Source organism: Leclercia adecarboxylata (assembly GCF_006874705.1).
GTDB lineage: Bacteria > Pseudomonadota > Gammaproteobacteria > Enterobacterales > Enterobacteriaceae > Enterobacter > Enterobacter adecarboxylatus_C.
Window position 1 is genome coordinate 1,708,837 of the sequence record NZ_CP035382.1, and the last position, 13,039, is coordinate 1,721,875.

Annotated in this window: 7 protein-coding genes, 2 tRNA genes, 2 rRNA genes and 1 riboswitch; of the genes, 2 read left to right on the forward strand and 9 right to left on the reverse strand. The window is 54.0% G+C overall.

Annotated elements, in window-relative coordinates; translation table 11 throughout:
• Nucleotides 1–89: 89 nt before the first annotated feature.
• From ES815_RS09200 to btuB, 6 genes are all read right to left on the reverse strand, one after another.
• Nucleotides 90–2,996: ribosomal RNA gene (locus ES815_RS09200) — 23S ribosomal RNA — on the reverse strand.
• Nucleotides 2,997–3,203: 207 nt separating this feature from the next.
• Nucleotides 3,204–3,279, reverse strand: a tRNA-Ala gene (locus tag ES815_RS09205).
• A gap of 36 nt (nt 3,280–3,315) precedes the next feature.
• Nucleotides 3,316–3,392 (reverse strand) — tRNA-Ile (locus tag ES815_RS09210).
• A gap of 71 nt (nt 3,393–3,463) precedes the next feature.
• A 16S ribosomal RNA gene (locus ES815_RS09215) occupies nt 3,464–5,005 on the reverse strand.
• The 16S and 23S rRNA genes sit together here with 2 tRNA genes alongside, the layout of an rRNA operon.
• A 383-nt stretch (nt 5,006–5,388) precedes the next feature.
• A complete protein-coding gene (gene murI / locus ES815_RS09220) occupies nt 5,389–6,240 on the reverse strand; it encodes a glutamate racemase (protein ID WP_142487545.1) in 852 nt (283 codons plus the stop codon).
• The gene (btuB, locus tag ES815_RS09225; RefSeq protein ID WP_142487546.1) at nt 6,185–8,029 is read right to left on the reverse strand and encodes a TonB-dependent vitamin B12 receptor BtuB; all 1,845 of its coding nucleotides are present in this window, start codon (nt 8,027–8,029) and stop codon (nt 6,185–6,187) included. Before btuB ends, murI begins: the two co-directional genes overlap by 56 nt.
• A gap of 65 nt (nt 8,030–8,094) precedes the next feature.
• Nucleotides 8,095–8,271, reverse strand: a riboswitch (cobalamin riboswitch).
• Between the two features lie 104 nt (nt 8,272–8,375).
• Here btuB and trmA point away from each other — a divergent pair.
• On the forward strand, nt 8,376–9,476 hold the full coding sequence (trmA, locus tag ES815_RS09230) for a tRNA (uridine(54)-C5)-methyltransferase TrmA (RefSeq protein WP_142487547.1): 1,101 nt from the start codon (nt 8,376–8,378) through the stop codon (nt 9,474–9,476).
• 45 nt (nt 9,477–9,521) lie between these two features.
• Here trmA and ES815_RS09235 read toward each other — a convergent pair whose 3' ends face one another.
• Nucleotides 9,522–9,881 carry a YijD family membrane protein gene (locus ES815_RS09235; RefSeq protein WP_032615232.1) on the reverse strand — a complete coding sequence of 120 codons (360 nt, stop codon included), beginning with the start codon at nt 9,879–9,881 and terminating at the stop codon, nt 9,522–9,524.
• A 10-nt stretch (nt 9,882–9,891) separates the two neighbouring features.
• Entirely contained in the window at nt 9,892–10,530 is a 639-nt protein-coding gene (fabR, locus tag ES815_RS09240; protein ID WP_032615233.1) for an HTH-type transcriptional repressor FabR, read from the reverse strand.
• A 196-nt stretch (nt 10,531–10,726) separates the two neighbouring features.
• Between fabR and sthA the strand changes: the two genes are divergently transcribed.
• Complete coding sequence (gene sthA, locus ES815_RS09245) at nt 10,727–12,127, forward strand: Si-specific NAD(P)(+) transhydrogenase (RefSeq protein WP_142487548.1); 1,401 nt, start codon at nt 10,727–10,729, stop codon at nt 12,125–12,127.
• On the opposite strand, the gene oxyR is transcribed toward sthA, so the two are convergent.
• Nucleotides 12,110–13,027 carry a DNA-binding transcriptional regulator OxyR gene (gene oxyR / locus ES815_RS09250; RefSeq protein WP_142487549.1) on the reverse strand — a complete coding sequence of 306 codons (918 nt, stop codon included), beginning with the start codon at nt 13,025–13,027 and terminating at the stop codon, nt 12,110–12,112. The two genes, sthA and oxyR, sit on opposite strands and share 18 nt — an antisense overlap.
• Nucleotides 13,028–13,039 lie beyond the last annotated feature (12 nt).

Below are 13,039 nucleotides of genomic sequence, written 5' to 3' on the forward strand. Positions count from 1 at the left end.
AATTCTGTTGTCACCCCACCCGCAGGCGCAGTGAATAATCTGTATCAGCTGAAAATCTCTCAAATCCGCCGAAACAGCTTCGGCGTTGTAAGGTTAAGCCTCACGGTTCATTAGTATCGGTTAGCTCAACGCATCGCTGCGCTTACACACCCGACCTATCAACGTCGTCGTCTTCAACGTTCCTTCAGGAGCCTTAAAGGCTCAGGGAGAACTCATCTCGGGGCAAGTTTCGTGCTTAGATGCTTTCAGCACTTATCTCTTCCGCATTTAGCTACCGGGCAGTGCCATTGGCATGACAACCCGAACACCAGTGATGCGTCCACTCCGGTCCTCTCGTACTAGGAGCAGCCCCCCTCAATTCTCCAGCGCCCACGGCAGATAGGGACCGAACTGTCTCACGACGTTCTAAACCCAGCTCGCGTACCACTTTAAACGGCGAACAGCCGTACCCTTGGGACCTACTTCAGCCCCAGGATGTGATGAGCCGACATCGAGGTGCCAAACACCGCCGTCGATATGAACTCTTGGGCGGTATCAGCCTGTTATCCCCGGAGTACCTTTTATCCGTTGAGCGATGGCCCTTCCATACAGAACCACCGGATCACTATGACCTGCTTTCGCACCTGCTCGAGCCGTCACTCTCGCAGTCAAGCTAGCTTATGCCATTGCACTAACCTCCTGATGTCCGACCAGGATTAGCTAACCTTCGTGCTCCTCCGTTACTCTTTAGGAGGAGACCGCCCCAGTCAAACTACCCACCAGACACTGTCCGCAACCCGGATTACGGGTCTACGTTAGAACACCAGCCATTAAAGGGTGGTATTTCAAGGATGGCTCCACGCAGACTGGCGTCCACGCTTCAAAGCCTCCCACCTATCCTACACATCAAGGACCAGTGTTCAGTGTCAAGCTATAGTAAAGGTTCACGGGGTCTTTCCGTCTTGCCGCGGGTACACTGCATCTTCACAGCGATTTCAATTTCACTGAGTCTCGGGTGGAGACAGCCTGGCCATCATTACGCCATTCGTGCAGGTCGGAACTTACCCGACAAGGAATTTCGCTACCTTAGGACCGTTATAGTTACGGCCGCCGTTTACCGGGGCTTCGATCAAGAGCTTCGCGTTGCCGCTAACCCCATCAATTAACCTTCCGGCACCGGGCAGGCGTCACACCGTATACGTCCACTTTCGTGTTTGCACAGTGCTGTGTTTTTAATAAACAGTTGCAGCCAGCTGGTATCTTCGACTGATTTCAGCTCCACCCGCAGGGGCTTCACCTACACATCAGCGTGCCTTCTCCCGAAGTTACGGCACCATTTTGCCTAGTTCCTTCACCCGAGTTCTCTCAAGCGCCTTGGTATTCTCTACCTGACCACCTGTGTCGGTTTGGGGTACGATTTGATGTTACCTGATGCTTAGAGGCTTTTCCTGGAAGCAGGGCATTTGTTGCTTCAGCACCGTAGTGCCTCGTCATCACACCTCAGCGTTAACAAGGTTCCGGATTTACCTGGAACCTCCGCCTACATGCTTAAACCGGGACAACCGTCGCCCGGCCAACATAGCCTTCTCCGTCCCCCCTTCGCAGTAACACCGAGTACAGGAATATTAACCTGTTTCCCATCGACTACGCCTTTCGGCCTCGCCTTAGGGGTCGACTCACCCTGCCCCGATTAACGTTGGACAGGAACCCTTGGTCTTCCGGCGAGCGGGTTTTTCACCCGCTTTATCGTTACTTATGTCAGCATTCGCACTTCTGATACCTCCAGCATGCCTCACAGCACACCTTCAACGGCTTACAGAACGCTCCCCTACCCAACAACGCATAAGCGTCGCTGCCGCAGCTTCGGTGCATGGTTTAGCCCCGTTACATCTTCCGCGCAGGCCGACTCGACCAGTGAGCTATTACGCTTTCTTTAAATGATGGCTGCTTCTAAGCCAACATCCTGGCTGTCTGTGCCTTCCCACATCGTTTCCCACTTAACCATGACTTTGGGACCTTAGCTGGCGGTCTGGGTTGTTTCCCTCTTCACGACGGACGTTAGCACCCGCCGTGTGTCTCCCGTGATAACATTCTCCGGTATTCGCAGTTTGCATCGGGTTGGTAAGCCGGGATGGCCCCCTAGCCGAAACAGTGCTCTACCCCCGGAGATGAATTCACGAGGCGCTACCTAAATAGCTTTCGGGGAGAACCAGCTATCTCCCGGTTTGATTGGCCTTTCACCCCCAGCCACAGGTCATCCGCTAATTTTTCAACATTAGTCGGTTCGGTCCTCCAGTTAGTGTTACCCAACCTTCAACCTGCCCATGGCTAGATCACCGGGTTTCGGGTCTATACCCTGCAACTTAACGCCCAGTTAAGACTCGGTTTCCCTTCGGCTCCCCTATACGGTTAACCTTGCTACAGAATATAAGTCGCTGACCCATTATACAAAAGGTACGCAGTCACACCACAAGGGTGCTCCCACTGCTTGTACGTACACGGTTTCAGGTTCTTTTTCACTCCCCTCGCCGGGGTTCTTTTCGCCTTTCCCTCACGGTACTGGTTCACTATCGGTCAGTCAGGAGTATTTAGCCTTGGAGGATGGTCCCCCCATATTCAGACAGGATACCACGTGTCCCGCCCTACTCTTCGAGTTCACAGCAAGTGTATCTTCGTGTACGGGAGTATCACCCTGTACCCTGCGACTTTCCAGACGCTTCCACTGACACACATGCTGATTCAGACTCCGGGCTGCTCCCCGTTCGCTCGCCGCTACTGGGGGAATCTCGGTTGATTTCTTTTCCTCAGGGTACTTAGATGTTTCAGTTCCCCTGGTTCGCTTCGTTAAGCTATGTATTCACTTAACGATAGTGCAACGGATTGCACTGGGTTTCCCCATTCGGAAATCGTCGGCTGTAACGGTTCATATCACCTTACCGACGCTTATCGCAGATTAGCACGTCCTTCATCGCCTCTGACTGCCTAGGCATCCACCGTGTACGCTTGGTCGCTTAACCTCACAACCCGAAGATGTTTCTTTCGATTCATCATCGACTTGCGAAAATTTGAGAGACTCTGACACACCGCTTATCTGTTCCTGTTTCGGAGAACAGACACGGCGCGTCGTTTCAATTTTCAGCTTGATCCAGATTTTTAAAGAGCAAAACTTCGCAGCGCACCTTCTCAGGTACACTCTGAAGTTTTCTTGTTGTCGCAGTAAAGGATGGTGGAGCTATGCGGGATCGAACCGCAGACCTCCTGCGTGCAAGGCAGGCGCTCTCCCAGCTGAGCTATAGCCCCATCGTAGTTAATCTCTTCAAATTTGCATCGCAAATTTGGTAGGCCTGAGTGGACTTGAACCACCGACCTCACCCTTATCAGGGGTGCGCTCTAACCACCTGAGCTACAAGCCTGCAGAGATTTTTTACTGCTGTTTTTTCATCAGACAATCTGTGTGGACACTACAAAGGCAGGTTCTTTAAGGTAAGGAGGTGATCCAACCGCAGGTTCCCCTACGGTTACCTTGTTACGACTTCACCCCAGTCATGAATCACAAAGTGGTAAGCGCCCTCCCGAAGGTTAAGCTACCTACTTCTTTTGCAACCCACTCCCATGGTGTGACGGGCGGTGTGTACAAGGCCCGGGAACGTATTCACCGTAGCATTCTGATCTACGATTACTAGCGATTCCGACTTCATGGAGTCGAGTTGCAGACTCCAATCCGGACTACGACGCACTTTATGAGGTCCGCTTGCTCTCGCGAGGTCGCTTCTCTTTGTATGCGCCATTGTAGCACGTGTGTAGCCCTACTCGTAAGGGCCATGATGACTTGACGTCATCCCCACCTTCCTCCAGTTTATCACTGGCAGTCTCCTTTGAGTTCCCGGCCTAACCGCTGGCAACAAAGGATAAGGGTTGCGCTCGTTGCGGGACTTAACCCAACATTTCACAACACGAGCTGACGACAGCCATGCAGCACCTGTCTCAGAGTTCCCGAAGGCACCAAAGCATCTCTGCTAAGTTCTCTGGATGTCAAGAGTAGGTAAGGTTCTTCGCGTTGCATCGAATTAAACCACATGCTCCACCGCTTGTGCGGGCCCCCGTCAATTCATTTGAGTTTTAACCTTGCGGCCGTACTCCCCAGGCGGTCGACTTAACGCGTTAGCTCCGGAAGCCACTCCTCAAGGGAACAACCTCCAAGTCGACATCGTTTACGGCGTGGACTACCAGGGTATCTAATCCTGTTTGCTCCCCACGCTTTCGCACCTGAGCGTCAGTCTTTGTCCAGGGGGCCGCCTTCGCCACCGGTATTCCTCCAGATCTCTACGCATTTCACCGCTACACCTGGAATTCTACCCCCCTCTACAAGACTCTAGCCTGCCAGTTTCGAATGCAGTTCCCAGGTTGAGCCCGGGGATTTCACATCCGACTTGACAGACCGCCTGCGTGCGCTTTACGCCCAGTAATTCCGATTAACGCTTGCACCCTCCGTATTACCGCGGCTGCTGGCACGGAGTTAGCCGGTGCTTCTTCTGCGAGTAACGTCAATCGATGAGGTTATTAACCTCACCGCCTTCCTCCTCGCTGAAAGTACTTTACAACCCGAAGGCCTTCTTCATACACGCGGCATGGCTGCATCAGGCTTGCGCCCATTGTGCAATATTCCCCACTGCTGCCTCCCGTAGGAGTCTGGACCGTGTCTCAGTTCCAGTGTGGCTGGTCATCCTCTCAGACCAGCTAGGGATCGTCGCCTAGGTGAGCCGTTACCCCACCTACTAGCTAATCCCATCTGGGCACATCTGATGGCAAGAGGCCCGAAGGTCCCCCTCTTTGGTCTTGCGACGTTATGCGGTATTAGCTACCGTTTCCAGTAGTTATCCCCCTCCATCAGGCAGTTTCCCAGACATTACTCACCCGTCCGCCGCTCGTCACCCAGGGAGCAAGCTCCCCCGTGCTACCGCTCGACTTGCATGTGTTAGGCCTGCCGCCAGCGTTCAATCTGAGCCATGATCAAACTCTTCAATTTAAGTTTGATGCTCGTGAATTAAACTTCGTAATGAATTACGTATGTTCACTCAGAGACTTTGGTATTCATTTATTGTCCGAAGACATTAAGAATCCATGTCACTTTGAGTGCCCACACAGATTGTCTGATAAATTGTTAAAGAGCAGTGCAACGCGGCTTTCGCTCACCGTTGCGAGGTGGCGTATATTACGCTTTCCTCATTCAGAGTCAAGCAATTATTTTTCGCTTTTCTCTGTCGGCGTTCATCTCTGAAGCCTGCTGTCACGGCGGTTTGTAATCCGTTGTTCCGTGTCAGTGGAGGCGCATTATAGGGAGTTCTCCGGCAGTGACAAGAGCTAATTTAAAAAAATCTTTCAACCGTCTTTTTTTTGCTCAAAAACGTGCTACAGCGCTAGTTTTTCGAGCGTTTCGAAGCCGTAACGCTGCAAAACGGGTAAAAGTTGCTCAGTCTCAGCAGTCAATGCCATGCAATAAGCGACATTCGCGTCGGCAGATTTTGCATCTGGCGCTTCATGTTCAAGTAGCCACGCAGTGCGACGAGCGATAGCCGCGCCCGAATCCACCAGTCGGGTACCTTCCGGCAGTACGGCAAGCAGCTCTTCCTGCAATAAAGGGAAATGCGTGCAGCCCAGCACTACCGTGTCTGGCGGCTCCGCCATACGCAGCCAGGGACGCAGAATACGACGCAGCTCTTCCAGCGACACCGGTTGACCGTGCAGTTTCGCTTCTGCCATTTCCACCAGCTCGGCAGACCCTAACATCGCGATCTGACATTCATTGGCAAAGCGTTCGATCAGTTCGCGGGTATAGGGGCGCTTCACCGTACCGCGCGTTGCCAGCAGTCCCACCACGCCATTCGCCGTCAGGCGCGCCGCAGGTTTAATCGCAGGCACCACGCCGACAACCGGGAACGGGAATTTTTCGCGTAAGGCGGGGAGGGAAACCGTACTCGCCGTATTACAGGCAATCACCGCCAGTGCGAGAGGGTAATGCTGTTGTACGGCGGTGACGATTTCAACGACGCGTTCGACGATAAACGCTTCGCTCTTTTCCCCATACGGAAAAGCCACATTATCGAATGCATAGATGTAATGAAGATCCGGCAGGAGATGTCGAATCTCATCATAGACTGAAAGCCCACCGACACCGGAGTCAAACACCAGTACGGTGGGACGTGGGTCAGAAGGTGTAGCTGCCAGACAAGGTGTATTCCCGTCCTGCAGTTTCGTAGCCATAAACTGTCTCGTAGTCTTTATCGAACAGGTTGGCGATTTTACCACGAACTGTAAGGTGAGAGGTGACAGGATATGAAACTGCGAGATCCCACAGGCTTACGCCGCCCATTTTTACTCTGCGAGACGGGTACGAACTGAAGTCATCGTCATAACGGGTACCCAGGTAGCGATAGGCCAGATTCCAGTCGAGATCCCACACCTGCGTATCCAGCTGGTACTTCACCTGCTGCTTCGAACGGCGAGCGAGCACTTCGTTGGTTTTGGCATTCCGCGGATCAACATAGTCATAAGAAATCTGATGCCCTACCGGCCCGGTATCGAACTGGGCCGTGGCTTCGATGCCTTTGATGCGCGCTTTATTAACGTTGTAATAACGGAACGTGCGCGGGTCGCTGCTGATCAGGTTTTCAATATCGTTACGATAACCCGATACACGCCAGGTCACCGGGCCGGTCAGCCCCTCGAAGCCGCCTTCCCACTGCTTGCTCTCTTCCGGCTTCAGGTCCGGGTTGCCATACCTCGTACTATGGATCTGGCTCATGGTCGGCGCTTTATAGGCCGTGCCGTAGGAAGCGATGATCCGGTAACCGTCGATAAACTCCCATCCGGCGCTGGTCTGCCAGGTATTATGGTTACCAAAGTTAGAGTTATCGTCATTACGCGCTGCGGCTTCCAGGGTGACGCTATCGAACTGCTGCATGGCAGACAGGAACACGCCGGTGTTGCGCTGGTCGTAGCCTTTCTCCAGATAACCCGTTCCTGCCTGGGTTTTTTGCTTCTGCCAGTCCAGACCAGCACCGATATTGCCGTGACCAACCGTGACGGTGTTCATCCACTGGGTGGTGTACTGCTTAACATCATCCATGGTAGCGGAAGAAGCATACCGGCCTTTGCTCGGATCGTAGTTCTGGTCTTTACTGCGACCGTAACCGGCTACCAGCTGCGTCTGATAGATCCCCTGGTTATAGCGCAGACCGGTGTCCCAGTTCTGGCTGTAAAGCTGACGGGTGTCCGGGCGACCATCAATACCCGTTGCGCCATAGTTATCATAGCCGTCATACGCGGTGCGGTTGTCATAACCGAGCCCACGCACGAAACCGCTCAGGTTGTCGGTGATCTGCTGCTCAACAGAGCCAAATAACGACTTACTCATAAAGCCGTCGCGATCGGGCTGGCGTGGCGCATCGGCCGCATCGATATCAAAGCCGCGGGTGTACGTGTAATTGCCAGCCATGGTGATTTTGGTTTTATCCAGTACCTGCTGGAATGAACCATCGTAGGATTGATAGCCTTTCGAGCCGATGCTGGCGGTGATTTCCGCCCCTGGCTTGTCCCGACCCGTAATGATGTTAATCACGCCGCCAATCGCATCCGAACCATACAGGGCCGAGCGCGGGCCACGAATGTATTCGACACGCTGAATGAGCGAAACGGGGATTTGGCTGAGATCAGGTGAGTTACTGATCCCGGCGTTATTCAGTGGAATACCGTCGATCAGCACCAGCACATGACGGGATTCCGTCCCGCGAATAAAGGTAGAGGAGTTGGCACCCATGCCGCCGCTTTGGGCGATATCCACACCCGGTAAGCGTGACATGACTTCAACGACGCTTTTTGCCTGCCAGCGTTCAATATCTTCCCGGGTAACAACGGAGCTGGGAGCCAGAACGGTATTAGCCGGTTGTGCAACACGGTTTGCCGTCACCACCAACGCGTCTGCGCTATCCTGCGCCCAGCCCGAAAATGCCGTGACGGAAAGCGCCGTCAGCAGCGATACTTTTTTAATCATTGTAAAAGCATCCACAATATAAGAAGGATGCCGCAGGCCTCACCCATAGCACGCGATGATGAAACCAAATGCGACGTGATCCCGGCAGGTCTTCGGGCTAGGTGGCTTTAGAAGGATGAAGACTTCCCATTTTCACAGTGTCTACAGCTCTCATCCCGCCAGTCTTTACCGCTGCGCGTCAGCTCCAGATTTGCACTGGATTCCCTTTTCACTCAAAAGAGACCGGAAACATAATGCTACATTTAGACACGTATAGATGTCCAGACTGCCGTTAACCATTAAGGCTGGACATCCCCTGCACAATCCCTACAATCCCCGCGTAATTCATCATCAATCAGGAAGCATCATGACCCCCGAACACCTCCCGACAGAACAGTACGACGCGCAACTGGCAGAGAAAGTCGTCCGTCTGCAAAGTATGATGACGCCTTTTGCTGCGCCTGCGCCTGAGGTGTTCCGCTCCCCGGTCAGCCACTACCGTATGCGTGCCGAATTCCGCATCTGGCACGACGGCGACGACCTGTATCACATCATTTTCGATCAGCAGACCAAAAGCCGTATCCGCGTGGACAGTTTCCCGGCGGCCAGCGAGCTGATTAACCAGTTAATGACGCTGATAATGGACGGCGTGCGCAATAATCCGCTGCTGCGCCATAAGCTGTTCCAGATTGACTACCTGACCACCCAAAGCAATCAGGCCATTGTCTCCCTGCTGTACCATAAAGCGCTGAATGACGAGTGGCGCCAGGCCGCAGAAGCCCTGCGTGATGCGCTGCGCGCGCAGAATATCAACGTGCACCTGATTGGCCGCGCGACAAAAACCAAAATCACGCTGGATCAGGATTTCATTGACGAGCGCCTGCCGGTAGCGGGCAAAGAGATGATTTATCGCCAGGTTGAGAACAGCTTTACTCAGCCGAACGCGGCAATGAACGTGCAGATGCTGGAGTGGGCGCTGAAGGCTACTGAAGGTTCAACCGGCGATCTGCTGGAGCTGTACTGCGGTAACGGTAACTTCTCGCTGGCGCTGGCGCGTAACTTTAATCGCGTACTGGCTACCGAAATCGCCAAACCGTCGGTCGCTTCCGCACAGTACAACATCGCGGCGAACCACATTGATAATGTGCAGATCGTTCGCATGTCGGCGGAAGAGTTTACTCAGGCGATGAACGGCGTGCGGGAGTTTAATCGTCTGCAGGGGATTGATCTGAAGAGCTACCAGTGTGAGACGATTTTCGTCGATCCGCCGCGCAGCGGGCTGGACAGCGAAACCGAGAAGATGGTGCAGGCATACCCGCGTATTCTGTATATCTCCTGTAACCCGGAGACCTTATGCAAGAACCTGGAAACATTAAGCCAGACGCACAATGTTGAACGTCTGGCATTGTTCGATCAGTTCCCGTATACGCACCATATGGAGTGCGGCGTATTACTGACGGCCCGGTAAGTCGTATTGCCGGGTGGCGCTGCGCTTACCCGGCCTACAAAACCGTTACTCTGGCAGTTGCTGCTTACGGTTACGCATTTTAAAGCCGATCCAGAAGACCAGCGCTACCGACAGCACCGCAGGCAGGAAGTTAGAGCCAATGTCCGGGTACTCTGCACGCACCACGGTGCTATACAGCAGGACACCCAGCACAAAGAACGCCGCCGACAATGCCGGTAACCCCACCGGCATGGTGCGATTCTGATAACGCTGATGCAGACAGTACACCGTCAGCACCAGAGAGATCATCGGGAAAACCGAGAACGGTACAATAGAGCTAAAAATCGCTGCAAAGGTACCGTTAATGGATAAGCCAGCGATCAATGCCAGCAACAATGTTCCTTTATCCTGTCCTGTCTGTTTCATTACTCACCTTTCACTCATCGGATTGATGCGCCAGTTTTTCTTGTTCACGGCGATACCAGTAATACGCTCCCTTAGAGATCATCCGCAGTTGCAATACCAGTCGCTCTTCGAGTTGCTTGCGTTGTTCAACGCTTACATCCAGTGCTTCGGCGCCCGCACTGAAGACTATTGTTACCATCGCCTCGGCCTGCGCTTCAGTGAAGGCGCGCGGCATATGGTTTTCGAGTTCAAGATAGTCGGCAAGTTCCGCAATAAAATGCTGAATCTCACGCGCCACGGCGGCACGAAACGCGGCCGAGGTACCCGAGCGTTCCCGCAACAGTAAACGAAATGCGTTAGGATTGTTGCCGATAAACTCCATAAAGGTGGAAACGGAGGTGCGGATCACGCTGCCCCCTTTGGCGATACGCTGACGCGCCTGGCGCATCAGCTGGCGGAGCATCAGCCCGCTCTCATCCACCATGGTCAGACCCAGTTCATCTACGTCACGGAAGTGACGGTAGAAAGAGGTAGGCGCAATCCCGGCTTCGCGTGCGACTTCGCGCAGGCTCAGACTGGCAAAACTTCGCTCGGCACTCAGTTGACTGAATGCGGCTTCTACCAGCGAACGCCGGGTTTTCTCTTTTTGTTGTGCTCTTACGCCCATCACGATAGTTGAATCCTTCCAAAGGCCCGCTGGCACTATACCAGAGAATAAAATTAATCGGTTTACCTGGCTTACAGAATGAGGGTTTCCATGTTGTTTGTGCTCCATCACGCGAAAAGAGCACAACGATAATTGGGTTATCCTGCCAATGATGTTACTATTCTGTTGCTTTTATGTATAAGAACAGGTAAGCCTTACCATGTCACATTCCTACGATTACGACGCAATAGTTATTGGTTCCGGCCCCGGCGGCGAAGGCGCTGCTATGGGACTGGTAAAACAGGGAGCCAGAGTAGCGGTCATTGAGCGCTACCATAACGTTGGCGGCGGCTGTACCCACTGGGGCACCATCCCTTCCAAAGCTCTCCGCCACGCCGTCAGCCGCATTATTGAATTCAATCAGAACCCTCTTTACAGCGATCACTCCCGTCTTCTCCGCTCCTCTTTTGCCGATATCCTGAATCATGCGGATACCGTGATTAATCAGCAAACGCGTATGCGCCAGGGTTTTTATGAGCGTAACCACTGTGAAATTCTGCAGGGCAGCGCACATTTCGTTGATGAGCATACGCTGGCGCTGGAGTGTCATGACGGTTCCGTCGAGACCATCACCGCCGAGAAATTTGTGATCGCCTGCGGCTCGCGCCCGTACCGTCCGGCCGATGTGGATTTTTCCCACCCGCGCGTTTACGACAGCGACTCCATTCTGAGCCTGCACCACGAGCCGCGCCACGTGCTGATCTACGGCGCCGGGGTGATCGGCTGTGAATATGCCTCCATCTTCCGCGGCATGAACGTCAAAGTTGACCTGATCAACACCCGCGACCGTCTGCTGGCGTTCCTCGATCAGGAGATGTCCGACTCGCTCTCGTATCACTTCTGGAACAGCGGCGTCGTCATTCGTCACAACGAAGAGTACGAGAAGATCGAACCCTGCGATGATGGCGTGATCATGCACCTGAAGTCCGGCAAAAAGCTGAAAGCCGACTGCCTGCTGTATGCCAACGGCCGTACAGGTAATACCGATTCGCTGGCGCTGGAAAACATCGGCCTGACCACCGACAGTCGTGGACAGCTCAAGGTCAACAGCATGTATCAGACCGCCCTGCCGCATATCTATGCCGTGGGTGACGTGATTGGTTACCCAAGCCTGGCGTCAGCGGCGTATGACCAGGGGCGCATTGCCGCTCAGGCGCTGGTGAAAGGTGAAGCGACGGCCCATCTGATTGAAGATATCCCGACCGGCATTTACACCATTCCGGAGATCAGCTCAGTCGGTAAAACCGAACAGCAGCTGACGGCCATGAAGGTGCCTTACGAGGTGGGTCGTGCCCAGTTTAAACATCTGGCGCGGGCGCAAATCGTCGGGATGAGCGTGGGTACGCTGAAGATCCTGTTCCATCGCGAGACGAAAGAGATCCTCGGCATTCACTGCTTCGGTGAGCGTGCGGCGGAAATCATTCACATCGGCCAGGCGATCATGGAGCAAAAAGGTGGCGGTAACACCATCGAATACTTTGTTAATACCACCTTTAACTACCCGACCATGGCGGAAGCCTATCGGGTAGCGGCGCTGAACGGCTTAAACCGCCTGTTTTAACGCACTGTCGAAACGGCCATCCATCGAACTGCGGATGGCCTCTGCCAGCTGCTCATAGCGGCTGCGCAGCGGCGACCCCGGACGATAGACCAGACCAATAGTACGACGTGGCTCAGGCTTAATGCACGGCAGATAAACCACTCCATCGCGACGACGCTCCGGCGGGACCGATAGCGCGGGCAGCAGCGTAATACCGCTTCCTGCCGCCACCATGTTGCGCAGCGTTTCCAGGCTGGTTGCACGGAAGTGGGTATCTTCATCGGCACCCGCTTCAAAACAGAAGCCCATCGCCTGATCGCGCAGGCAGTGGCCATCTTCCAGCATCAGCAGTTTTTCACCGGCCAGATCGGCCATCGGCACACGATCGCGGTTTGCCCACGGGTGATCCTCGTAGATCGCCAGCATCATCGGCTCGTCAAACAGCGGCACTTCGATAAAGGCTTCACTCTCTTTGACCAGCGCCAGAATGGCACAGTCGAGCTTACCGCTATCTAACTGCGCCAGCAGCTGATGGGTTTGCGCTTCGTGCAGGTACATTTCGAGTTTCGGGAAGGTCTGATGCAGCATCGGAATAATTTGCGGCAACAGGTACGGGCCAACGGTTGGGATCAGGCCAATATGCAGCGGGCCGGACATGGTCTCCCCCTGCTGGCTTGCCATTTCCTTGAGCACTTTGACCTCGCGCAGTACGGTGCGCGCCTGATCCACCAGCAGAAGACCTGCCTGGGTGAACAGCACTTTACGACTGGTGCGCTCCAGCAGCATCACGCCCAGTTCGTCTTCCAGCTTACGGATTTGACCGCTAAGCGTAGGCTGACTGACGTGGCAGGAATCTGCCGCGCGGCGAAAATGGCGGTGTTCAGCTAATGCGACCAGGTATTCAAGATCACGAATATTCATTATTCATCCTCC

Coding starts and splice junctions, on each gene's coding strand:
- ES815_RS09235 (WP_032615232.1), bottom strand. CDS start 9,881: ATGAAACAGACAGGACAGGATAAAGGAACATTGTTGCTGGCATTGATC.
- murI (WP_142487545.1), bottom strand. CDS start 6,240: ATGGCTACGAAACTGCAGGACGGGAATACACCTTGTCTGGCAGCTACA.
- sthA (WP_142487548.1), top strand. CDS start 10,727: ATGTCACATTCCTACGATTACGACGCAATAGTTATTGGTTCCGGCCCC.
- trmA (WP_142487547.1), top strand. CDS start 8,376: ATGACCCCCGAACACCTCCCGACAGAACAGTACGACGCGCAACTGGCA.
- oxyR (WP_142487549.1), bottom strand. CDS start 13,027: ATGAATATTCGTGATCTTGAATACCTGGTCGCATTAGCTGAACACCGC.
- btuB (WP_142487546.1), bottom strand. CDS start 8,029: ATGATTAAAAAAGTATCGCTGCTGACGGCGCTTTCCGTCACGGCATTT.